This is a genomic window from Nocardia asiatica NBRC 100129 (genome assembly GCF_000308415.1).
Taxonomy (GTDB): domain Bacteria; phylum Actinomycetota; class Actinomycetes; order Mycobacteriales; family Mycobacteriaceae; genus Nocardia; species Nocardia asiatica.
Map to the genome: position 1 here is coordinate 1 of NZ_BAFS01000185.1, position 21305 is coordinate 21305.

Genomic DNA, 21305 nt, shown 5'->3' on the forward strand with positions numbered 1-21305 from the left:
TCTCCCCCACCGTTCACTCGGCCGCGTCGACGCAGCCCGCGAGCGCCGCGCGGAATTGAGCCGGCCTGTCCGTCTGCTCGTCCGTCGGCGCAGCCGTGGCCGCACCGCGGCCACCGGCTGCACACCGAGCCGGCCTCAACATCTGCTTCGGTAGGCGCACCCTGACCGCACCGCGGCCAGCGGCTCCACACCGGGTGTCAGCTGGTCAACCCTGCTCGCCGGTCTCCTCGGCGCCGTCCGAACCCGCGTGCGCATATTCCGACAGCGCGGCCGCCAGAGAATGCGGGACGCGCGCGTGGACCCGCGTTCCGCCCTCCTCGTGATCCGAACTCAGGATGCGGCCGTCGGCGTGGATGCGCGCGAGCAGGTCGCCGCGCGTGTACGGCAGCAGCACGCTGATGTCCACGTCCAGACCGCCGAGCAGCTCGGCCAGGCGCGCGCGCAGCGCCTCGATGCCCTGGCCGCTGTGCGCGGAGACGAACGACGCGTCCGGCAGCAGCGCGCGCAGGTTGGTCAGCTCCGTCGGGCCCATCGCGTCGGTCTTGTTCACCACCAGCAGTTCGGGCGGAGCAGGCGTGCCGGACTCCTTGATCACATCGGTGATCACCTCGCGGACGGCCTTGATCTGCTCGACCGGCAGCGCGTCGGAGCCGTCCACCACGTGCAGCAGCAGGTCGGCGCCGGTCACCTCCTCCAAAGTGGAGCGGAACGCCTCGACCAGCTGGGTCGGCAGGTGCCGGACGAAGCCGACGGTGTCGGTGAAGACGACCTCGCGCCCGTCGTCGAGCTCGGTTCGGCGGGTGGTCGGATCGAGGGTGGCGAACAGCGCGTCCTGCACCAGCAAGCCGGCGCCGGTGAGGGTGTTCATCAGACTCGACTTGCCCGCGTTGGTGTAGCCGACGATCGCGACGGACGGGATGCCGCTGGAGTTGCGGCGCGCCCGCATGGTGTCGCGCGCGGTCTTCATCTCCCGGATCTCCCGGCGCAGCTTGGCCATGCGTTCACGGATGCGACGGCGATCTGTTTCGATCTTGGTCTCACCGGGACCACGCAGACCCACACCGCCGTTGCTGCCCGCGCGGCCACCGGCCTGCCGGGACATCGACTCACCCCAACCGCGCAGCCGCGGCAGCATGTACTCCATCTGGGCCAGCGAGACCTGCGCCTTGCCCTCCCGGGAGGTGGCGTGCTGGGCGAAGATGTCCAGGATCAACGCGGTCCGGTCGACCACCTTGACCTTGACCACCTTCTCCAGGGCGGTCAGCTGCGCGGGCGTCAGTTCACCGTCACAGATGACGGTGTCCGCGCCGGTCTCCAGCACCACGGTGCGCAGCTCGTCGGCCTTGCCGGAGCCGATGTAGGTGGCCGGATCCGGCCGGTCGCGGCGCTGGATCAGCGCCTCCAGCACCTCGGAGCCCGCGGTCTCGGCGAGTGCGGCCAACTCGGCCATGCTCGCCTCGGCCTGGGCGGCGGTCCCCGCGGTCCAGACGCCGACCAGCACGACGCGTTCCAAGCGCAGTTGCCGGTACTCGACCTCGGTGATGTCGGTGAGTTCGGTGGACAGTCCCGCCACGCGGCGCAGCGAGCTGCGGTCCTCCAACTGCAGCTCACCCACGGTCGGGTCGGCCGACCAGCCCGACCGCTTCATGCGGGCGGCGTGCTCGGCGACGACATCGCCGGTCACCGTCTCCTCGCCGGACACAGCGTCGTCCGCCGACTCGGCGGTGCGGTCGTCGGCGTCGGCGTCAGCCGGAGTGAATTCATACGTCTTTGTTTTTCTCATACACCATCCATGCTGCCACGACATCACCGCAGCACGCACCCGGTTATCCGAGGACGACACCGCTCACGGAACGTCCCACCAGGATCCGGCGAGGCGGCCGGTGGCCACCAGCACCGACGGGCCGCGCAGCCAGGCCGAGCCGCGCTCGAGCCCCACGGTCAGCGCACCGCCCGGCACCCGGACGGTCACCCGGCCGGTGTCCTCGGCGATACGGAAGCCGTCGGCGGCCAGCGCCGCGGCCGCCGCGGCGACGGTTCCCGTTCCGCAGGAACGGGTTTCGCCCACGCCGCGCTCGTAGACCCGCATGTCGACGGCGCCCTCGGCGTCCAGCGCGGTGACGATCTCGACGTTCACCCCGTGCGGGAACAGGTCCGGATCGAAGCCGGGCGGCACGGTCAGGTCGAGCTTGCCGAGCGCGTCCACGGACATCCCGGGATCGACACAGGCCAGATGCGGATTGCCGACATCGATCCCGATCCCGGACAGCGCCCAACCCGCGACGGTCGCGGTGGACTCGCCCAGTTCGCGCACCGGTCCCATGCCGACGGTGACGTCCCCCGTGACCTCGTTCCCGGCATGCACCGTCACCGGGCGCGCCCCGGCGCGGCTGCCGACGACGAACCTGTCGCGGGTCTCCAGTCCCGACGCGTGGAGGTAGTGGGCGAACACGCGGACGCCGTTGCCGCACATCTCCGCGATGGAACCGTCGGCGTTGCGGTAGTCCATGAACCAGTCCTCGGCGCCGACGCCCTGCGGAATCTCCGCGAGCACGCCTGCCGCCCGCAGCGCGCCTGCCCGCGCGACCCGCAGCACGCCGTCCGCGCCCAGCCCGCGCCTGCGATCACACAGCGCGCCGACCTGCGCCGGGGTCAGCGCCAAGCCGGCCGCCGGATCCGGCAGCACCACGAAATCGTTCTGGGTGCCGTGGCCCTTGGTGAACTCGATGTCCGGCACGTGCGATGTCTCCCTGTCTCGTCGTCACTTGGCAAACGTCCGGCGCTGCCGGGAAATTTCGTAGAGCGCCACCGCGGCCGCCGAGGGCGCTCCCAGGGAGCTGGCCGTGCCGCCCATCGGGATGTGCACCAGGTCGTCGCAGGCCGCCTCCCAGGCGGCGCTCATCCCGCTGGTCTCGTTGCCGACGACGAGGATGGTCGCCTCGGTGAAGTCGTAGTCGAAGGCGGCGTGCCGGCCGTGCTCGTCGGTCCCCACGATGCGGGTCGGAATGCCGCGGCGCGACTGCCGGTTGCGGAATTCCAGCACCTGCGCGGGCCCGGCGGCGCGGATCACCGGTACGGCGAACAGCGACCCGGTCGAGGCGCGCACGGCCTGCGGGTCGTACTGGTCGGCCCCGTGCCCGGTGACGATGACGCCGCTGGCGCCGAACGCGTCGGCCGAGCGGATCAGCGTGCCCAGGTTGCCCGGCGAGTTGGGCCGGTCGAACACCACGACCACGGGCGCGTCCTCGCCCGGCTCGCCGGGCTCGAAGGTCTCCAGCTCGACTTGCCGAGACTCCGCGACCGCCACCAGTTCCGGTATCCCGCCGGCCTTCTCGCCGAGTTCGGCCATCAGCTCCGGCACCAAGCCGACCTGCGGCACGCCGCTGGTGTCGAGCACTTCGCGCGCCCAGCCCGACAGCTCCGGGCCGCCGAGGCGGTACAGCAGCGTCTCCAGCGGCCAGTCGTTGGCCACGGCCTGGGTGATCGGACGGACCCCTTGCACCAGGAAACGGCCGTCGCGATGACGCTTGGTGCGATTGTTGAGGTAGGCCTGCCACACCTGGACGGAGGCGTTGCGGGTGCTCACACGTCGGGTCACTGCGGAGTCCGTTCTTTCTCGTCGAGCAGGGCCAGCGCGGTCGCGGCCGGATCGGGGGCGGCGCCGTCCACCCACCGCACGCGAGGGTCGCGCCGGAACCAGGAGCGCTGCCTGCGCACATAGCGCCGGGTGCCGATCGACGTGCGTTCCCGAGCGTGGTTCAGGTCGTATTCGTTGTCCAGATAGGCAAGGACTTGTGCGTACCCGATGGCGCGCCGCGCCGTGACACCCGCCCGCAGGCCGCGCTCGATCAGGCCCCGCACCTCCTCGACCAGTCCGCCCTCGAACATCGCGGCGGTGCGCCGCTCGATGCGCGCGTCCAGCGCGGCGGTGTCCCGGTCGACGCCGATGATCACCGTGCCCCAGCGCGGCCGCCCGATCGTCGGCGCCGACGCCGCGAACGGCCGTCCGGTCAGTTCCACGACCTCGAGCGCTCGCACCATGCGCCGTCCGTCGGTGGGCAGGATGGTGGCCGCGGCCACCGGGTCGGCCGCGCGCAGCGCCGCGTGCACGGCGGCCACACCGCCCTCGGCGAGCACCGCTTCCCAGCGCGCCCGCACGGCCGGATCGGTGGCCGGGAACTCCCACTCGTCCAGCAACGCCTGCACGTACATCATCGAGCCGCCCACGACGATCGGCACCCGGCCGCGTCCCATGATCGCGACCACGTCCGCGCTCGCCGCCGCCTGATAGGCGGCCACCGACGCGGTGTCGGTGACCTCCAGCACGTCGAGCTGGTGGTGCGGGATACCGCGGCGCTGTGCGACGGGCAGCTTCGCGGTGCCGATGTCCATACCGCGGTAGAGCTGCATGGCGTCGATGTTCACGATCTCGCCGCCGAGCCGCTGCGCCAGATCCAGCGCGAGATCGGACTTGCCGGTGGCGGTGGGACCCACGACCGCGATCGGAGTGATGCCGGTATCCGTCACGACGCATCGTCTCCGGATGGCCGCCAGAGGCTCACGTGGTAGCCGACGCCGAACGGGGCGTCGCGATAGCGCGTGTCCACCAGCGGGTCGGCGCGGAACAGCCCGGCCAGCACCTGGTAGGCGGGGCGGCCCGCGACCGCGAGGTCGCCGCACAGGCCGGGGTCGAGTGCTCGCAAGGCGGCGCGGTCTCCCGCCGTCAAGGCGTGGTCGAGCCGGTCCTGCACCGGCTGGGCGCGTTCGTCGAAGTAGCCGGGCGCCTTGGTGGACAGTGTCGCCGCGCCGTCGGCGACGACCAGCACGCCGTGCGACGCGACGTCACCGTCCAAGTCGGCGCGCAGCCCGGCCCCGATCTCGAGGCAGTGCCGCGGCGTCGCGTCGGCGGACACGATGCGCGCCTCGGCGACCGCGTCCGGCGCGACCTGCCCGCGTAGCCACCCGCCGATCAGCACGGCCAGCGGCAGGTCGGCGTCGGCCCGCTCGGCTCCGGCGACCGCAGCGGCGGACAAGCCGACCCGCACGTCCGCCCCGAAGCCGCGGAACGTGCCGACGGTCTCCGGCCCCAGCGTGCGGTCGGCGGGCCCCGCCCCGATCACGGTCCACCGGTCGATCCCGGCCGCGAAAGCGCGCACGGTCTCCAGCACCACGGCCCGCAGCACCGCGCGCGGGTCGGAATCCGCTGCTCCTGCCGCATCGGCCACGCCGCCGCACAACTCCGGCACCAGGACGGGCGGCGACGGAACGAGGGCGGCGACGGAGAGCACGTCGTAACCGTAGTCGTTGCCGGGACCACCGGTACCGCCCGGCTTCGAGTGTCTCTGCCGGAAACACCGCCGGGATTGATAGTGTTCGAGGAGCTACAACCCAGGTCATCAGGGGTTGGAATCCCCGGGATTCCTCCGCGGGAAGGCATGGATCGATGGTCTCGAGGGCTCGGACCGGGTTGAATGGGATGAGCTAGGGCGTAACCAGGCAGCCGTGACGCGCGGCAGGGACGAGGAAAAATGACCGACAGCAACGGAACCGCGAAAGCCGGCCCCGGCAAGATGCCGCGTTCTTCCGGTGCCCCGAAACCGGGCAGCTCGATTCAACCGCCCAAGCCGCACGCGGTCAAACCCGCGCCGGGCCCGGCCCAGCAGCATCCCCATCCCGTCGTCGTTCCCACCGTTTCCGATCCGAGCCGCTGGGGCCGGGTCGACGAGGACGGCACCGCGTGGGTGAAGACCGCCGGGGGCGAGCGTCAGGTCGGCTCCTGGCAGGCCGGCGACGCCGCCGAGGGCTTGGCCCACTTCGGCCGCCGGTTCGACGACCTGGCGACCGAGGTCGCCCTGCTGGAGGCTCGGCTGGCCGCGGGCGCGGACGCGCGCAAGACCAAGGCCGCCGCCGTCGCGCTCGCCGAGTCGCTGCCGACCGCCGCCGTCATCGGCGACGTCGAGGGTTTGGCCCGTCGCCTGCAGGCCATCGCCGAACATTCCGAAGAGGCCGCCGCGCACGCCAAGGAAGAGAAGGAACGCGCGCGTCACGAGCACACCGAGCGTAAGGAGGCGCTGGCCGCGGAGGCGGAGAAGATCGCCGCCGAGTCCACCCAGTGGAAGGCCGCGGGTGATCGGTTGCGCGAGATCCTCGACGAGTGGAAATCCATCCGCGGCGTGGACCGCAAGGTCGACGACGCCCTGTGGAAGCGCTACTCCAAGGCGCGGGAGGCGTTCAACCGCCGCCGCGGCGCGCACTTCGCCGAGCTGGACCGCGAACGCGCCGCCGCGAAAGCGCGCAAGGAAGAGCTCTGCGTGCAGGCCGAGGAGCTGTCCGACTCCACCGAGTGGGTGGCCACCGCGAGCGTCTTCCGTGACCTGCTCGCCGAGTGGAAGGCCGCCGGGCGCGCGCCGCGCGAGGCGGACGAGGCGCTGTGGCGGCGCTTCAAGAGCGCGCAGGACGTCTTCTTCGCCGCCCGCAACGCCGCCGTCTCCGAACGCGACGCCGAGTTCGAGCAGAACGCCGCCGCCAAGGAGGAACTGCTGCACGCCTACGCCTTCATCGATCCCGCCGCCGACCTGGAAGCGGCGCGCAGCGCGCTGCGCGAACTCCAGGACAAGTGGGACGCCATCGGCAAGGTGCCGCGCGAGCGCATGCAGGAGCTGGAAGGCAAACTGCGAGCGATCGAGAAGCGCGTCCGCGAGGCCGTCGACGCGCAGTGGCGGCGCACCGACCCGGAGGCGATGGCACGCGCCGCCCAGTTCCGGGAGCGCGTCGCGCAGTTCGAGGAGCAGGCCGCGAAGGCGCAGGCCGCGGGCAACGTCCGCGACGCGGAGAAGGCGCTGGAACAGGCCAAGCAGTGGCGGGAGTGGGCCGAGGCCGCCGAAGGGGCCGTCAGCAACCGCTGAGTCCGGCGCATCCCACCGGAGTGACGACCGCGGCCTCTCCCGATCGGGAGAGGCCGCACTCGTGCACGCGAGGTCCGGTCAGGATTCGCCGGTGAGCCGGCGGCGGTCGCGCTCCTCCGCGGCCGCGGCGGCGTTGCGGCGCTGCTCTTCGGCCGCCAGGTGCAGCGCGGTGCGGCTCCACACCACGCGGATCCAGTGGAAGGTCAGCACGATCATCACGATGGCGCCGAGGATCAGGCCGATGCCCGGGCCGGCGCCGATGTAGTCGCCCAGCCCGGGAGTCTGGCGGTGCCAGATCGAGAGCACCCCGAACACGCTGCCCACGGCGCTGCCCGCGACGGCGATCCAGGCGAGCACCCAGCGACGGGTCATCAGCGCCAGCGTCGAGAATCCGATGCCGAAGATCACCAGGAACCAGACGAAGACCCGGGAAGGCAGCCCGATGTGCTCGGCTCGGGCCACGTCGGTGTTCAGCAGCACGTCGAAGCCGCGCGCCGCGCCCGCGTGCGGCAGCACCAGCGACACCAGCAGCAGGAACACCGCGCCCGCCACGACCATGGCGCGGATTCCGGGATCGATCTCGCCGGCGATCCTGCGCTCGACCGCGTCGAGGTCGTCGCGGAACTGTTCGAAATCGCCGGTGCTCTCGGCCGAGCTCACTGAGTCCTCGTTTCGTTCGTCTGCGCCGGAGCGCGCGGGTTCGCTCTGCGGGGTTGCCGCGGACGCACCGCGCTCGTCGTCGCCGGACGCGGGCACGGACCCGTCGCCGCCGCGGGCCGCGCCGCCGTTGTCGTCCGGTCCGGTGGTCATGCGCCGCAGCCGGTCGAGCAAGCCGCGCCCACCGGTTCGGGAGCGGGCGCGCCGATGCGGGGCAGTCCGAGACCCACGCCGATCGGCTCGGTCTTCGGCGTGACGCCGCGTTCGTGCGCGTCGCCCGCGCTGGTGCGGCGGTGGGCCTTGATCGTCGCGTCGGCGATCAGGTGGTGCGGCGCCGCACCGGTGATGTCGACGGTGACCAGGTCGCCGGGGCGGATCGGCTCGGCGCCGCCCGGACGGAAGTGCACCAGCCTGCCGTCGCGGGCGCGGCCGCTCATCCGCGCGGTCGCGGCGTTCTTCTTGCCCGCGCCGTCGGCCACCAGCAGCTCCACCTCGGTGCCGATCAGCTCCTGATTGGCGGCCAGGGAGATCTCCTCCTGCAGCGCGATGAGCCGGTCGTAGCGCTCTTGGACGACGGCCTTGGGCAGCTGCCCGGGCATGTCGGCGGCGGGCGTACCGGGCCGCTTGGAGTACTGGAAGGTATAGGCGCTGGTGAAGCGCGCCCGGCGCACCACGTCCAGCGTTTCCTGGAAGTCCTCCTCGGTCTCGCCGGGGAAGCCAACGATGATGTCGGTGGTGATCGCGGCGTGCGGCATCGCCGCGCGCACCTTGTCGATGATGCCGAGGTAGCGCGCCTTGCGATAGGAGCGCCGCATCGCCTTGAGCACCCGGTCGGAACCCGACTGCAGCGGCATGTGCAGCTGCGGGCAGATGTTCGGGGTCTCGGCCATGGCCTCGATCACGTCGTCGGTGAACTCGGCCGGGTGCGGGGAGGTGAAGCGCACCCGCTCCAAGCCGTCGATGTGCCCGCACGCGCGCAGGAGCTTGGCGAACGCGCCGCGGTCGCGCGGCTCGCTCGGGTCGGCGAACGAGGCGCCGTAGGAGTTCACGTTCTGACCGAGCAGCGTCACCTCGAGCACGCCTTGGTCGACCAGCGCCCGCACCTCGGCCAGCACGTCACCCGGGCGGCGGTCGACCTCCTTGCCGCGCAGGGCGGGCACGATGCAGAAGGTGCAGGTGTTGTTGCAGCCGACCGAGATGGAGACCCACCCCGCATAAGCCGATTCGCGCTTGGCGGGCAGCGTGGACGGGAACGCTTCCAGCGACTCCAGGATCTCCACCTGGGCTTCCCGGTTGTGCCGCGCCCGCTCCAGCAGCACCGGCAGCGAGCCGATGTTGTGGGTGCCGAAGACCACGTCGACCCATGGCGCCTTGCGCACCACGACATCGCGGTCCTTCTGCGCCAGGCAGCCGCCGACGGCGATCTGCATGCCCGGATGGCCCGCCTTGATCGGCGCCAGGTGACCGAGCGTGCCGTAGAGCTTGTTGTCGGCGTTCTCACGCACCGCGCAGGTGTTGAAGACGACGAGGTCGGCCGTCGCGCCCGGCGCGGCCTTCACGTATCCCGCGTCCTCCAGCAAACCCGACAAGCGTTCGGAGTCGTGCACGTTCATCTGGCAACCGAAGGTGCGGACCTCGTAACTGCGTGCCGCACTCTCGGCGGAGGCCGACACTGCCTGTCCGATCGAATCCACCCGTCCAGGGTACGGGGCGCTCCCGCGTCGGCTTTCGCGGGCATCGGCGCAGGCTTCGGGCCATCCGCGGCCGACGCCGCAGCGACCGCGGGGTTACGCGCACATGTCGAATCGGCGCGGCGAGACGGTGTGTCGCGGAAAGTCGGGCAAATTTCCGATTTTTGCCTAAGGTCATGACCATGACCGACGACGCCGCCGCTCCCGGCACCACCGGGGACGCCTCTGCCGGGGACGTCAGCGCCGCCACCAGCGCGCCGCCGATGATCTTGATGCGCAATGTGGACAAACACTTCGGCGACCTGCACGTGCTGAAGGACATCACCCTGGAGGTGCCCAAAGGACAGGTCGTCATCGTGCTGGGCCCCTCGGGCTCCGGCAAGTCGACGCTGTGCCGCACCATCAACCGCCTGGAGCCGATCGACTCCGGCGACATCGCCATCGACGGCGTCCCGCTGCCCGCGGAGGGACGCGCCCTGGCCGCGCTGCGCGCGGACGTCGGCATGGTCTTCCAGTCGTTCAACCTGTTCGCGCACAAGACCATCCTCGAGAACGTGATGCTCGCGCCGGTCAAGGTACGCAAGGTCAAGAAGGACGACGCCCGAGCCCGCGCGATGCAATTGCTCGACCGGGTCGGCATCGCCGATCAGGCCGACAAGTACCCCGCGCAACTGTCGGGCGGGCAGCAGCAGCGCGTGGCCATCGCACGCGCGCTGGCGATGAGCCCGAAAGTGATGCTGTTCGACGAGCCGACCTCCGCGCTGGACCCGGAGATGGTCAACGAAGTGCTCGAAGTGATGGTGTCGCTGGCCAAGGAGGGGATGACGATGCTGGTCGTCACCCACGAGATGGGCTTCGCGCGCCGCGCCGGGAACCGGGTGCTGTTCATGGCCGACGGTCAGGTAGTGGAGGACGCGCCGCCGGACGCCTTCTTCACCGCCCCGAAGTCCGAGCGCGCCAAAGACTTCCTGGGCAAGATTTTGAGCCACTGATCTGCCGGACAGCGCCAGCACACCCACGGATAGGGAGAAGGAACTCGATGAGGATCAATCGCGCTCTGCGCATCGGTGTCGGGGCGATCGCCCTGACGCTCGCCGCCGCGACCGCCACCGCGTGTGGCGGCGGCGACGACAAATCCGCCCTGGACCACGCCAAGGACGGCAAGCTCACCGTCGGCATCAAGTTCGACCAGCCCGGTCTGGGCCTGCGCAACAAGGACGGGTCCTACAGCGGCTTCGACGTCGAGGTGGCCAAGTACGTCGCCGGGAAACTGGGTGTGCAACCGGACCGGATCACGTTCAAGGAAGCGCCGTCGCCGCAGCGTGAGACGCTGATCGAGAACGGTCAGGTCGACTACATCGTCGCCACCTACTCGATCAACGACAAGCGCAAGGAGAAGATCGACTTCGCCGGCCCCTACTACGTCGCCGGTCAGTCACTGCTGGTGCGGGCCGACAACGCCGACATCAACGGCCCGGACAACCTCAAGGGCAAGAAGGTCTGCTCGGTGAAGGGCTCCACGCCGGCCCAGAACATCGAGAAGAACTTCCCCGACACCCAGTTGCAGACCAACGACACCTATTCGCTGTGCCTCGAGGGCCTGCGGGCCGGATCCTGGGACGCGGTGACCACCGACGACATCATCCTGGCCGGTTACGCCGCGCAGAGCAGTGGCGCGTTCAAGGTGGTCGGCAAGCCGTTCACCACGGAGAACTACGGCATCGGGTTGAAGAAGGGCGACCAGGAACTGCGGGACAAGATCAACGACGCCATCGAGTCGATGATCGCCGACGGCTCCTGGAAGAAGGCCTTCGATTCGACCGTCGGCGCGTCCGGCTACCAGGCCCCCCAGCCGCCGACCGTGAACCGGTACTGACCCTCCGCAACTCGGACGGGTGGCCCGGCCTCGACCCGGCGCGGGCCACCCACCGCACTTCCCTGAGCATCTGAACCTGATCGGAGGGACGCGTCCGCCGTGTTCGACCTGATCTCGAGGTACGACGACCAAATCCTCGAAGCCTTCTGGGTGACCATCCAACTGACCGTGCTTTCAGCGGTCGGCGCGCTGATCCTGGGCACCGTGGTCGCGGGCTTGCGCGTATCGCCCGTGCCCGTCGCCCGCTGGGTCGGCACCGCCTACGTCACCGTCTTCCGCAACACCCCGCTCACGCTGATCATCGTGTTCATGTCACTGGGCCTCTACACGACGATGGGGTGGCGCCTCGCAGGCGAGGGGCCGGACTCGCTGGCGCAGAACAATTTCCGCTTCGCAGTCGTCGGCCTGAGCATCTACACCGCCGCCTTCGTCTGCGAGTCGCTGCGCGCGGGCATCAACACCGTGCCGATGGGCCAGTCCGAGGCGGGGCGCTCGCTCGGCTTCGGCTTCCTGCAGAACCTGCGGCTGGTCGTGCTGCCGCAGGCGTTCCGTTCGGTCATCGCTCCGCTGGGCAGCGTTCTGATCGCGCTGACCAAGAACTCCACCATCGCCTCGGCCATCGGTGTCGCCGAGGCGGCGACGCTGATGGCGGAGATGACCGAGACCGAAGCCGCGGTCCTGGCGATCGGCGCCATCTTCGCGCTCGGTTTCGTGATCCTGACCCTGCCGACCGGCCTGTTCTTCGGCTGGCTGGCCAAGAAGTACGAGGTGGCTCGATGAGTGTCAGGGAGGCGCGGGGATGAGTGCAGGCGCTTCGGTCCTGTTCGACGCGCCGGGCCCGAAGGCCCGGCTGCGCAACAACGTCTACTCGGTGCTGGTGGTCGCCGCCGTAGCCGCAGCAGCTTGGCTGCTGTATCGGGGCTTCGCCGAGAAGGGGCAGTTCACCGCGGAGAAGTGGAAGCCGTTCCTGGAGGCCGAGGTCTGGTCGACCTATCTGCTGCCCGGCCTGCGCGGCACCATCGTGGCCGCGCTGCTGTCCATCGTGCTCGCCCTGGTCCTCGGCATGATCTTCGGCATTCTGCGGCTGTCGGAACATCGCGTCGTGCGCTGGGGCGCGGGGGGCGTCGTCGAGGTCGCGCGTGCCATCCCGGTGCTGATCCTGATGATCTTCTTGTTCGCCGTGTACTCCGACTACGACCTGTTCAAGTCGGAAGATCTCGCACTCGCCGCGGTGGTCACCGCCCTGACCGTCTACAACGGCTCGGTCATCGCGGAGATCGTGCGAGCGGGCATTCGTTCGCTGCCCAAAGGGCAGACCGAGGCGGCGGTCGCGCTCGGCCTGCGCAAGAACCAGTTGATGCGATTGATCCTGCTGCCGCAGGCGATCACGGCGATGCTGCCCGCCCTGATCTCACAAATGGTGGTCGCGTTGAAGGACTCGGCGCTGGGTTACCAGATCACCTACGTCGAGATCGTGCGCTCGGGTCAGCAGCTCGGCGCGGCCGAACAGAACACGATTCCGGCGCTGATCGTCATCGCGATCATCATGATCGCCCTCAACAGCGCGTTGACCCTGGTTGCCACCAGGCTCGAACGACGGCTGCGGGCGCGCAAGCGCGGCAAGGGCGGCGGCGCCGTCCTCGCCGCGGACTCGGTCATCACCGACGCGGCGCCCGGCGTCGACATCGGCGCCAAGCCCTGATCCAGTCGCAAGGCCGTTGCCGCACAAGCGAACTGGTTATCGCACGGCAAAACCGGAGGGCACGGATGGCGTTGCCGGGGTGTTGTGCTCGAGCTGAGCGCAACACTCGTGCCCTCGGCGGCGTCCCGCCAATCTCGTAGGCATACGCCGATCCCCGGTTGCCCGACCGGTGGGACGGTCATCAGTGCTTCAGACCTGCGGGAGTTGATGATCGATGACCAGCCGTACCTCCGACCTGCTCTTCACGAGTCGTTCTCTTCCCCTGGCGAACTGCGCCGCGCCGGGCACGCCGGCCCCGCGCGAGTCGCGGTGATCGGCGCGGGCGCGAGCGGTCTGGCCTCCGCCTACGAGCCGCAACGCCACGGTCTGGACGCGCTGCGTCCCGGCAGCCTGCGGCTGGCCACCCGCATCACCGAACCGCACGTCACCGGTGAGGGCGTGCGGTTGCGCGGCGAACGGCACGGCGTCTTCATCCGGGACGCCGCAGGCGGCGTCATCGGCGCGGTCGGCGTGACGGGGGCCGCGACCTCCTCGGAGGACGAACGCGCCGCCGTAGCGGGTATCGAGGCCGCCGGTCCATCCGCCGACACAGGAGAGGTGTAGACCGGCGATGCCGCAGCCGAAACCCACGCAGCGCTGCACCTCCGCGGCGGCGGTGCGAAGGGTACTGACCTCGACCGACGCCGGCCGGGCGCCGATCGGCTGTCCGAGCGGCGACAATCAGCGGAGCGACGGAAAACGCCGCAGCCGTCCTAGATTTCGCTAGCCGCAGGCCGGGGACGGTTGCCGTGTTCTCGTACGAGAACCGCAATTCGGTTCATCTGTCGAAGGCGGCGGAGTGGTACCAGATCGGCGAGCCCGGTCATCCGGTACCGAGCCGGTAGCCCCTGTCGTCCATACTTCGACCGACCGGCTGTGCGCCTCCACATCCTCCCGCGGATCCGACCGGCGTGGAACGCGGGATACGGCTTCGCGCGGTCGGTCGGGCGCCTGTCTTCCCGAGCTGGTGAAGCGTGCGGACGGTCGCCGCCGACGGCCTGGCTCGTGAACTCAGTCGATGGGCTCGTCGAGATCGCTCTCGACCCCCCGCTCGGCCAATTCGGCTCTCACCACCCGATAGGCCGTGGCCTGGCTGTATCCGCGACGGGCCAGCATACCGACCAGACGGCGAATCGTCTTGTCCTGGTCCAGGTCTCGCGGCAAAGAGCGCAATTTGCGGCGGACCAGCTCGCCCGCACGGGCTTCCTCGTCGTCGGTGGTGATCGCCTCCAGGGCGGACGCGGCGTCCGACGGCGCGACGCCCTTGCGCCGGAGCTCCTGCGCGAGCGCTTGTTTCCCTTTGCCGGAGAAGGCGTGGCGGGAGTGCACCCATTGCTCGGCGAAGGCGGCGTCATCGATGAGGCCCACTTCGGTGAGGCGGTCGAGCGCGGCTTCGCTCACCTCGGGTGAGTACCCCTTGGCGGCGAGACGCTGAGCCAGCTCGGCCCGGCTGCGGGCGCGGACGGCGAGCAAGCGCAGGCACGCTTCCTTCGCCTGCTCGACCGTCCCGCCTTCGGATCCGGCCGCCACCGGACCCGCCGACCGGTCTTCGGACCGGCCGGAGCCGGTCGAGGACGAGCCGCTGTGCCCCCGGGCGTCGCGACGGCCACGACGGGACCCGGCCGGACGCGTCCGCTGCGGATCGGACGCGTCCGGCCGAGCTCCCATGGCGTCCGGTGCCACCGAACCACCTTCGGCTCTCCGGACGAGTTCGGGTTCCTGTCCGCGCGGCCGGACGGCGGCCGATGATCCCGAGGCGGACAGAAGTTCTTCCAGCCGACGCCGCATATCCCGCATCGCGTCGGACTCCGGCCGCCCGGGAGCGGCCGGACCGGTCCCGGGCGAGCGCCGGCCGTTGCTCGGCTCAGAAATCGGCGGGCACCTCCGCGGCCGCATCGGCCGTCACGTCGGCGCCGATGCCGAGCTTCTCCTTGATCTTCTTCTCGATCTCGTCGCGGACGTCGACGTTCTCCAGCAGGAACTTGCGGGCGTTCTCCTTGCCCTGGCCGAGCTGATCGCCCTCGTAGGTGTACCAGGAGCCGGACTTGCGGATGAAGCCCTGCTCGACGCCCATGTCGATGAGCGAGCCCTCCTTGGAGATGCCGTGCCCGTAGAGGATGTCGAACTCGGCCTGCTTGAACGGCGGGGAGACCTTGTTCTTCACGACCTTCACCCGGGTGCGGTTGCCCACCGCGTCGCTGCCGTCCTTGAGCGTCTCGATACGGCGCACGTCCAAGCGCACCGACGCGTAGAACTTCAGCGCCTTACCGCCGGTGGTGGTCTCCGGCGAGCCGAACATCACGCCGATCTTCTCGCGCAACTGGTTGATGAAGATCGCGGTGGTGCCGGAGTTGTTCAGCGCGCTGGTCATCTTGCGCAGCGCCTGGCTCATCAGGCGGGCCTGCAGACCGACGTGGCTGTCGCCCATCTCGCCCTCGATCTCGGCGCGCGGCACCAGCGCGGCCACCGAGTCGATGACGATGATGTCGATGGCGCCGGAGCGCACCAGCATGTCGGCGATCTCCAGCGCCTGCTCACCGGTGTCGGGCTGGGAGACGAGCAGCGCGTCGGTGTCCACGCCCAGCTTGCGGGCGTAGTCCGGATCGAGAGCGTGCTCGGCGTCGATGAACGCCGCCACGCCGCCCGCGGCCTGCGCGTTGGCCACCGCGTGCAGCGCGACGGTGGTCTTACCCGAGGATTCCGGACCGTAGATCTCGACGACGCGGCCGCGTGGCAGGCCGCCGATGCCCAGCGCCACGTCGAGCGCGATCGAGCCGGTGGGGATCACCGAGATGGGCTGGCGCGCCTCCTCGCCCAGGCGCATGACGGCGCCTTTGCCGAAGCTCTTCTCCACCTGGGCCAGCGCGAGCTCGAGCGCCTTGTCCCGGTCGTACGCCTGTGGTGCCATGTCCTGATCCCCTTTTCGACGGGTGAGTCTCGTTCTGTGGTTGGCGCCTACAGTAGAGCCCGGCACCGACAAGTTCTGGCGACCAGACTAGACGAACAGGTGTTCGAGTCAAGTGACGCGCCCGGCGAATCTCCCGCCCTCCACGCCGTCCTCGGCAAACGCCGCGCGATCAGCGCACCGGCGTGCTCCGGTCGGCGTCCGGCGACGTCCGCGCCTGTTCGAGCACGCGCGGCGGCGTCACCTCGAGGCCGGTGATCCCGTCCGCCACCGGCCCCCGGATCGGTGGCGGCCGGGCCGGGCACCTGCTCGTGGACCGGGCGGCGCGCCCTACCGCTGCGGCAGCACCGACTCGTCGCCCGGATCGCGCGGTCCGAAGACGCGCCGCTCGGACTCCTCGATCCGGACATCGTTGATGCTGGCCTCCCGCCGGGACATCAGTCCGTCCGGCGCGAATTCCCACTGCTCGTTGCCGTAGCTGCGGAACCACCGGCCCGACCCGTCGTGCCATTCGTACTGGAAGCGCACGGCGATTCGGTTGCCGTCGAAGGCCCACAGATCCTTGCGCAGCGCATAGCCGTTCTCGATGGACCACTTCCTGGTGAGGAATTCGATGATGGCGTCGTGGCCGGTGAAGAACTCGTCGCGATTGCGCCACACCGAATCCTCGGTGTAGGCGGCAGCGACTCGCTCGGGGTCCCGCGTGTTCCAGGCGTGCTCGGCGGCCCGCACTTTGACCTGGGCCGATTCCGCGTCGAACGGGGGGAGCGGAGGTCGCATGGAAACGTTCCTTTCTCGAAGGGTTCAGGGATTGACGGGTGAAAGTTCGGCAGGCCCCCACCGCAGCGCTCCCCCGGGCCGCTCGACCACCTCCTCGACGGTGAAATCGAGCGAGCATTGCGCACCGGCCGCGAAGGTCTCGGCCGCCCAGACCAGTTCGGCGGTGCCGGTGAGCTGCAAGGTCGCTCCGGTGGCCCAATCGGGGATCAGGATTCCGCAGCGCGGGTTGACCTCGATGTTGCCGAGCGTCATGAACATCGAATTGCCCCGGTAGTCCGGCCAGCGCAGACGCGTGGACGAAAGCACCCGCAGGAATCCGGGGTTCCCGCCACGGTGCGAGGCGTCGGCGTTGCCGTCGCCGTCCGCGGTCGCGACGAAGAAAGTGTCGGCGGCCGCGACGGCGGCTCGCTGGCCCGCGTCGAGTTCGGCGCCGCGACGCACGGCCACCGATTCGGCGCCGAGCGTGTAGCTCTCGACCTCGCGCCGGGAAATGTACTTGGGGCAGTTCGAGTACACCTGATCGGTGACGATGCGCAGCCCCGCGCCTTCCGGCGCCGATTCGCCGTTGACCCGCATCCGCCTGCGTCGCTGCGGTTGCAGCGCGATCATGCCGACGCGGGAGCGGTGCGTCAACGCTTCGTGCAACGGATCGTCGGCCGCTGGACGGGTTCCGACCGTGATCGTCCGGTCGTCGACCGCCCGGACGAATCCGGGCTGCCCGACCAGTTCGCTCGCCCACAGCCTGCCCGCCGGGTCGGCGGCGGCGAGCACCACCATTCGCTGTTCGGCCAGGAAGCCGGCGGCTACCGACGGGATATCGGGACGGATCATGCGGCCGACCCGTTCGGCGATGTCCGCCTGGCCCATCCGGCGCTGGACGGCGACCTCCCCGCGATGAAACGGCTTCATCGCGATCCTCCCTTCGTAACGCGCCGACCGGATCAGAAGAACCCGCAGGTCGGGGCAGCGCCACTGGGCGCGGGAGCGGTTTCGGCGCCGCTGGGGGCGTAGACCTCGAGCCGGATGCCGTCCGGGTCGGTGAAGAAGATCCCGCCGGAGGCGACGCCCTCGCCGTGCGCCACCACACCGTCGTGGGCGAAGGCGACCGAGAGCTCACGCAGCACCCGCTCCACCGCGCGGACCTGGTCGATGGTGTCGACCTGGAACGAAAGGTGATGCAGACCGGGCGTCGCGGTGGAGAACGTGCCGTCGCTCTGCTCCCACAAGGTGACGATCAGCTTGCCCTCCGCACCGAGGAAGGCCCAGCGGCGCTGGGCCTCGGTGCTCGCGGCGAGCTGTTGGAAGCCGAGAGCGCGGCGGTAGAAGTCCACCGAGCGATCCAGATCGGAGACGTTCAGGCCGATGTGCCCGGTGGCGAGCTGAGGTGCGGCAACGGCGGTCATGGTGTTCCTCCTCGGAATGTTCAACCGTCTATCATGGTTTGACCAGTTAGAACATAGGAGTAGCGGACAGCGGTGTCAACCACTGAAATAATTTGAGTAGTTAGAGCGGAGGTGGCCGACATGCACGACGACGCGCACTCGATACCCTCGGGCATGCCCGATCCACGCCCCCACCTCGGCGAACCGCTGGCGCTCGACCTGCTGAACACGCGATGGATCGAGCACGGACCCCAGGATCTGCTCACCGATGTCGCCGGCCTGCGCATCTGGTTGACGTCCGCGGGACTCGCTGATCGCGCCGACGCCGACGAGGCGACCTTGAACGCGGTCCTGGCCGCCCGAACGGCCATCTACGACGTGGTCACGCACGCCTCCCCCGAGGGCCTGGACGACGTGCTGGAACACGGCCGCATCCGCCGTTCGCTCACCACGGCCGGACCCGCCGATCTGGTGGAGGTCCCGCAGCAGTCATGGCTACCCGCCTGGCTGGCCGCCGACAACTTGCTGCATCTGCTGCGCACCGCGCCCGACCGCATCAGGCAGTGCGCGCACCCGGAGTGCGTGCTCTTCTTCTTCGACACCTCGAAGAACGGAACCCGCCGCTGGCACTCCATGGCCACCTGCGGCAACCGCACCAAAGCGGCGCGACACTACGCGCGCAAAACGTGACTCAGAACAGTTCGTCGAGCAGCCGGTAATACGCCAAACGGCTCTCGTCCGGCTCGGTCAGCCCGTAGGCCCGGTAGAAGGCCGACACCTCCGCTTCGCCGAAATCCGCCCGCAAGTCGCGGACGGCCAGCGCCAGGTCGCGATAGCGATCGGCCACGCCGAGTGCCCCGACGTCGAGCACGATCTCGCTCTCCAGCACGTTCGGCGGTGTGAAGTCGCCGTGCGCCACCACCAGATCCTCCTGGCCGGGACGCTGCGCCAGCAACCGCTCGAGCACGTCTTCCGGGGTGGATCCGGCGTTGTCGTCGTCGAAGTCGGCCGCGTCGACGAGACCTTCCACCACGTGGCGGCGCGCCTGCGCCAGCACGACGTCGAGACGACCGTCGAAGGGGCACTCGCGGATCGGAATGTCGTGCAGCCGCCGCAGTACCGCGCCCATGACGGCGCCGATCGAGTCGGGGTACGCGCGCTCGGAGCCGGCTCGCGCGGCGAGGCTGGGCGCGCCCGCGTCCGCGAGCACCAGCACGTCGTCTTCGAAGGCGGCGACCTCCGGCAGTGCGATCCCCCGGCCGCGCAACCAGCTGGACCGCTCGTACTCGGCGACCGCCTTCGGTCCGCGTTTGAGCCAGTAGGCCCCGTCGACGAACACCACGCCGCCGCTTCTGCCCTCGTGCTCGTCCGACCAGCTCGGCGATTCGCCCAGTAGCGCGGCGACGGTGGGCGGCAACGGGATCGGCAGCTCGCCCAGCGTGTCGAGCGCCGCGCGGGTGGACTCGATCTCCTCGGGATCGCCTTCCGCGACGCGCAGCCGCATCGCCTCGGCCAGCAGTGCGTGCGCCTCGGCCAGCTGATTCCGCTCGGCGAGCGCCTTGCCCAGGTGCTGCACGGCGAACGAGAGCACCTCCGGAGCGGCCGCCCGCGCGTGTTCCACCGCGCGGCGATACAGCGTCTCGGCGGTGGCCGCGTCACCGCGGTACCGGTAGACGTCGCCCAAGTTGATCCACACGCTGATCCTGCGCCGCTCGGTGTCCACCAGCTCCAGCGCGCGATCGAGGTGATCGAGCGCCTCGTCGTAGCGACCGAGCAGCATCAGTTCGATGCCGGTCTGCCGATAGCTTGCGAAGTCGTCCGGGCGGGCCTGCGCCACCCGGACCGCCAAGCGCTGCGGATCGTGCGGGATCATGCGCTGCCGCTCGTCGAACCGGTACAGCGGCTCGTCCCGCTCCACCTGCCCGGAGGCGTTCACCAGCGCGCCCGGGGGATGTCGAATTCGGCGCACAGCGCGCGCCAGACGTCGCGGGGATCGGTCCCTGCTTCGATGGCGTCGGCTCCGGTGCGCCCGCCCAGCGCGGGGATCACGTGGTCGGCCAGCAGGGCATCGCCACGGGCCACACCGAACTCGGTGTGCAACAGTTCCTGAAACTCGGTCAACCGCACCGTCCCGAACTTACTCCCTTCTCGCGCCTTCCCTGCTCAGTGGCACACCCCGCTCCCGTTCAGGGATGGACGGCGTGGCGGACCCGGTGGCACAGGGCGACAGGATCGGCGAACTCGGTCGCCGCGGCGGCCTTCCTGGCGGCGGCGGTGTAGCGGGGTTCGGTGAGGATCTCCCGGACCGCGGCACGGAGGGCCTCCGGCGAGGGCGGCCGCACGACGATCGAACTGCCTTGCCTGGCAGCTCGATTGGCCAGCTCCCACTGGTCGCCGCCACCGGGCACGGTCACGATCGGGACGCCCGCGGACAGTGACTTGGCCAGCAGGCCGTGGCCGCCACCGCCCACGACGACGGAAGCGTGGCTCAGCAGTACGTCTTGGCGGCCCAGCCCCGCCGTCGCCCACGGCGGAAGCTCGGCGGGTGGCGCATCCAGCATCGAAATCGCCACCCGGACACCGGTTCCCGCCAGCGCCTCGAGAACGGTCTCGGCCATGCCCGCCACGCCGGTGTGCGCGGTCGACGGAGCCACCATGACCAGCGGCCCGTCACCGGGCGGAAGATCCAGGATCGCGTCGGTCGGCTCCCACAGCAGCGGGCCGATCACGTGGGCGGATTCCGGCCAGTCCGGTCGCGGCACCTCCAGCGCGGGCAGGGTGGCGATCAACCTGGCGGCGGGGCCCGGGTCGACGGCAGGCAGACCGACACTTTCGCGCGCCCGCTCCCGCTGACGCCTGCCGTTCCGGAGGGCGCGTGCGGTCATACCGCGCAGCACACCGTCGCGCATCCGCCCGCCCAGGCCCGCACCGGGCGCGAGTCCGCTTCCGATGGGCGGCAACCCTTTCGACGGCAGGTACAGCGGATGCGGGGACAGTTCCACCCACGGGACGCCGAGCCGTTCGGCGGCCATCCCGCCGCCCGCGGTCAGCACGTCGGAGATCACCAGTTCGGGCAGCATGGCGCTGAGCTCGGGCAGGATCTCGGTGGAGATGTGCGCGGCCCGCTCGTGGATGCGCTGCCCGGCGTCGGCGTCGTCGTCCACCGGGCGCGGCGCCAAGCCTTTGAGTCTGCGCACGCCGATACCGGCGGCGAGCGCGGCGTCGAACCAGCGCGGACCGGTGAACAGCACCGGCTCGTCACCGGCTGCCAGGAACCGCAAGCACAACGCGATAGCGGGAAACGCGTGCCCGGGATCGGGCCCAGCGACGACGGCTATTCGCATCCGCCTAGCCTGCCACACTCCCTC

At 70.2% G+C, this 21305-nt stretch carries 22 protein-coding genes and 1 pseudogene; 8 read left to right on the forward strand and 15 right to left on the reverse strand.

The features are described 5' to 3' along the window. Positions 1 to 205: 205 nt before the first annotated feature. The 5 genes from hflX to ON27_RS17740 all read right to left on the reverse strand — a co-directional run bounded on the left by hflX (position 206) and on the right by ON27_RS17740 (position 5288). On the reverse strand, positions 206 to 1648 hold the full coding sequence (gene hflX, locus ON27_RS17720) for a GTPase HflX (RefSeq protein ID WP_051046720.1): 1443 nt from the start codon (positions 1646 to 1648) through the stop codon (positions 206 to 208). A 198-nt stretch (positions 1649 to 1846) separates the two neighbouring features. Continuing rightward, complete coding sequence (dapF, locus tag ON27_RS17725) at positions 1847 to 2728, reverse strand: diaminopimelate epimerase (RefSeq protein ID WP_043728248.1); 882 nt, start codon at positions 2726 to 2728, stop codon at positions 1847 to 1849. 33 nt (positions 2729 to 2761) lie between these two features. Then, on the reverse strand, positions 2762 to 3598 hold the full coding sequence (locus ON27_RS17730) for a TrmH family RNA methyltransferase (RefSeq protein WP_043728192.1): 837 nt from the start codon (positions 3596 to 3598) through the stop codon (positions 2762 to 2764). Next, complete coding sequence (gene miaA / locus ON27_RS17735; protein WP_043728196.1) at positions 3595 to 4527, reverse strand: tRNA (adenosine(37)-N6)-dimethylallyltransferase MiaA; 933 nt, start codon at positions 4525 to 4527, stop codon at positions 3595 to 3597. The genes ON27_RS17730 and miaA overlap by 4 nt, the downstream gene beginning before the upstream one ends. After that, positions 4524 to 5288: a class III extradiol ring-cleavage dioxygenase family protein gene (locus ON27_RS17740; RefSeq protein ID WP_043728203.1), complete on the reverse strand. Its 765-nt coding sequence runs from the start codon at positions 5286 to 5288 to the stop codon at positions 4524 to 4526. The genes miaA and ON27_RS17740 overlap by 4 nt, the downstream gene beginning before the upstream one ends. Positions 5289 to 5528: 240 nt before the next feature. On the opposite strand from ON27_RS17740, the gene ON27_RS17745 reads away from it, so the two are divergent. Continuing rightward, positions 5529 to 6905 (forward strand): DUF349 domain-containing protein, encoded by a 1377-nt coding sequence (locus ON27_RS17745; protein WP_043728205.1) that lies wholly within the window; start codon positions 5529 to 5531, stop codon positions 6903 to 6905. A 78-nt stretch (positions 6906 to 6983) separates the two neighbouring features. Here ON27_RS17745 and ON27_RS17750 read toward each other — a convergent pair whose 3' ends face one another. Both ON27_RS17750 and miaB read right to left on the reverse strand, forming a co-directional pair. Next, entirely contained in the window at positions 6984 to 7715 is a 732-nt protein-coding gene (locus ON27_RS17750) for an Rv2732c family membrane protein (RefSeq protein ID WP_245559995.1), read from the reverse strand. After that, positions 7712 to 9256 carry a tRNA (N6-isopentenyl adenosine(37)-C2)-methylthiotransferase MiaB gene (gene miaB / locus ON27_RS17755; protein ID WP_218003008.1) on the reverse strand — a complete coding sequence of 515 codons (1545 nt, stop codon included), beginning with the start codon at positions 9254 to 9256 and terminating at the stop codon, positions 7712 to 7714. Before miaB ends, ON27_RS17750 begins: the two co-directional genes overlap by 4 nt. A 260-nt stretch (positions 9257 to 9516) precedes the next feature. On the opposite strand from miaB, the gene ON27_RS17760 reads away from it, so the two are divergent. The 6 genes and pseudogenes from ON27_RS17760 to ON27_RS45845 form a co-directional block, all read left to right on the forward strand. Continuing rightward, positions 9517 to 10245 carry an amino acid ABC transporter ATP-binding protein gene (locus tag ON27_RS17760; RefSeq protein ID WP_043728254.1) on the forward strand — a complete coding sequence of 243 codons (729 nt, stop codon included), beginning with the start codon at positions 9517 to 9519 and terminating at the stop codon, positions 10243 to 10245. 47 nt (positions 10246 to 10292) lie between these two features. Further along, complete coding sequence (locus ON27_RS17765) at positions 10293 to 11129, forward strand: glutamate ABC transporter substrate-binding protein (RefSeq protein WP_043728211.1); 837 nt, start codon at positions 10293 to 10295, stop codon at positions 11127 to 11129. 99 nt (positions 11130 to 11228) lie between these two features. After that, on the forward strand, positions 11229 to 11909 hold the full coding sequence (locus tag ON27_RS17770) for an amino acid ABC transporter permease (protein WP_043728214.1): 681 nt from the start codon (positions 11229 to 11231) through the stop codon (positions 11907 to 11909). Between the two features lie 19 nt (positions 11910 to 11928). Beyond that, a complete protein-coding gene (locus ON27_RS17775) occupies positions 11929 to 12831 on the forward strand; it encodes an amino acid ABC transporter permease (RefSeq protein ID WP_043728218.1) in 903 nt (300 codons plus the stop codon). Positions 12832 to 13038: 207 nt separating this feature from the next. Continuing rightward, positions 13039 to 13434, forward strand: a complete 396-nt coding sequence (locus ON27_RS43915; RefSeq protein WP_169334517.1) for a hypothetical protein — start codon at positions 13039 to 13041, stop codon at positions 13432 to 13434. Positions 13435 to 13607: 173 nt separating this feature from the next. Continuing rightward, positions 13608 to 13703 (forward strand): annotated as a pseudogene (locus ON27_RS45845) (biotin carboxylase N-terminal domain-containing protein); the annotation flags it as partial. A gap of 178 nt (positions 13704 to 13881) precedes the next feature. On the opposite strand, the gene recX reads toward ON27_RS45845, so the two are convergent. The 5 genes from recX to ON27_RS17805 form a co-directional block, all read right to left on the reverse strand. Then, positions 13882 to 14538 (reverse strand): recombination regulator RecX, encoded by a 657-nt coding sequence (recX, locus tag ON27_RS17785; protein WP_083887643.1) that lies wholly within the window; start codon positions 14536 to 14538, stop codon positions 13882 to 13884. Positions 14539 to 14734: 196 nt separating this feature from the next. Then, positions 14735 to 15778: a recombinase RecA gene (gene recA, locus ON27_RS17790; protein WP_043728224.1), complete on the reverse strand. Its 1044-nt coding sequence runs from the start codon at positions 15776 to 15778 to the stop codon at positions 14735 to 14737. A 327-nt stretch (positions 15779 to 16105) separates the two neighbouring features. Further along, the gene (locus ON27_RS17795) at positions 16106 to 16555 is read right to left on the reverse strand and encodes a nuclear transport factor 2 family protein (protein WP_043728225.1); all 450 of its coding nucleotides are present in this window, start codon (positions 16553 to 16555) and stop codon (positions 16106 to 16108) included. 24 nt (positions 16556 to 16579) lie between these two features. Beyond that, complete coding sequence (locus ON27_RS17800) at positions 16580 to 17464, reverse strand: pyridoxamine 5'-phosphate oxidase family protein (RefSeq protein WP_043728228.1); 885 nt, start codon at positions 17462 to 17464, stop codon at positions 16580 to 16582. A gap of 32 nt (positions 17465 to 17496) precedes the next feature. After that, positions 17497 to 17958, reverse strand: a complete 462-nt coding sequence (locus ON27_RS17805) for a VOC family protein (protein ID WP_043728230.1) — start codon at positions 17956 to 17958, stop codon at positions 17497 to 17499. Positions 17959 to 18111: 153 nt separating this feature from the next. Between ON27_RS17805 and ON27_RS17810 the strand changes: the two genes are divergently transcribed. After that, positions 18112 to 18627 (forward strand): CGNR zinc finger domain-containing protein, encoded by a 516-nt coding sequence (locus tag ON27_RS17810; protein ID WP_043728258.1) that lies wholly within the window; start codon positions 18112 to 18114, stop codon positions 18625 to 18627. A gap of 1 nt (position 18628) precedes the next feature. Here the strand turns inward: ON27_RS17810 and ON27_RS17815 are convergent, their stop codons facing one another. The 3 genes from ON27_RS17815 to ON27_RS17825 are packed head-to-tail and all read right to left on the reverse strand — an operon-like array spanning position 18629 to position 21281. After that, complete coding sequence (locus tag ON27_RS17815) at positions 18629 to 19873, reverse strand: aminoglycoside 3'-phosphotransferase (RefSeq protein ID WP_245559997.1); 1245 nt, start codon at positions 19871 to 19873, stop codon at positions 18629 to 18631. Beyond that, the gene (locus tag ON27_RS17820; protein WP_043728233.1) at positions 19870 to 20064 is read right to left on the reverse strand and encodes a DUF3046 domain-containing protein; all 195 of its coding nucleotides are present in this window, start codon (positions 20062 to 20064) and stop codon (positions 19870 to 19872) included. The genes ON27_RS17815 and ON27_RS17820 overlap by 4 nt, the downstream gene beginning before the upstream one ends. A gap of 59 nt (positions 20065 to 20123) precedes the next feature. Next, complete coding sequence (locus tag ON27_RS17825; RefSeq protein ID WP_043728235.1) at positions 20124 to 21281, reverse strand: glycosyltransferase; 1158 nt, start codon at positions 21279 to 21281, stop codon at positions 20124 to 20126. Between the last annotated feature and the right edge of the window lie 24 nt (positions 21282 to 21305).

What these genes read in the sequence shown, in the direction of transcription:
- recX (WP_083887643.1), bottom strand. Translation starts at nt 14,538, where the DNA reads ATGGGAGCTCGGCCGGACGCGTCCGATCCGCAGCGGACGCGTCCGGCC.
- recA (WP_043728224.1), bottom strand. Translation starts at nt 15,778, where the DNA reads ATGGCACCACAGGCGTACGACCGGGACAAGGCGCTCGAGCTCGCGCTG.
- ON27_RS17775 (WP_043728218.1), top strand. Translation starts at nt 11,929, where the DNA reads ATGAGTGCAGGCGCTTCGGTCCTGTTCGACGCGCCGGGCCCGAAGGCC.
- ON27_RS17750 (WP_245559995.1), bottom strand. Translation starts at nt 7,715, where the DNA reads ATGACCACCGGACCGGACGACAACGGCGGCGCGGCCCGCGGCGGCGAC.
- hflX (WP_051046720.1), bottom strand. Translation starts at nt 1,648, where the DNA reads ATGAAGCGGTCGGGCTGGTCGGCCGACCCGACCGTGGGTGAGCTGCAG.
- ON27_RS17800 (WP_043728228.1), bottom strand. Translation starts at nt 17,464, where the DNA reads ATGAAGCCGTTTCATCGCGGGGAGGTCGCCGTCCAGCGCCGGATGGGC.
- ON27_RS17825 (WP_043728235.1), bottom strand. Translation starts at nt 21,281, where the DNA reads ATGCGAATAGCCGTCGTCGCTGGGCCCGATCCCGGGCACGCGTTTCCC.
- ON27_RS17760 (WP_043728254.1), top strand. Translation starts at nt 9,517, where the DNA reads ATGATCTTGATGCGCAATGTGGACAAACACTTCGGCGACCTGCACGTG.
- ON27_RS17795 (WP_043728225.1), bottom strand. Translation starts at nt 16,555, where the DNA reads ATGCGACCTCCGCTCCCCCCGTTCGACGCGGAATCGGCCCAGGTCAAA.
- ON27_RS17805 (WP_043728230.1), bottom strand. Translation starts at nt 17,958, where the DNA reads ATGACCGCCGTTGCCGCACCTCAGCTCGCCACCGGGCACATCGGCCTG.
- ON27_RS43915 (WP_169334517.1), top strand. Translation starts at nt 13,039, where the DNA reads ATGATCGATGACCAGCCGTACCTCCGACCTGCTCTTCACGAGTCGTTC.
- ON27_RS17810 (WP_043728258.1), top strand. Translation starts at nt 18,112, where the DNA reads ATGCCCGATCCACGCCCCCACCTCGGCGAACCGCTGGCGCTCGACCTG.
- ON27_RS17745 (WP_043728205.1), top strand. Translation starts at nt 5,529, where the DNA reads ATGACCGACAGCAACGGAACCGCGAAAGCCGGCCCCGGCAAGATGCCG.
- ON27_RS17765 (WP_043728211.1), top strand. Translation starts at nt 10,293, where the DNA reads ATGAGGATCAATCGCGCTCTGCGCATCGGTGTCGGGGCGATCGCCCTG.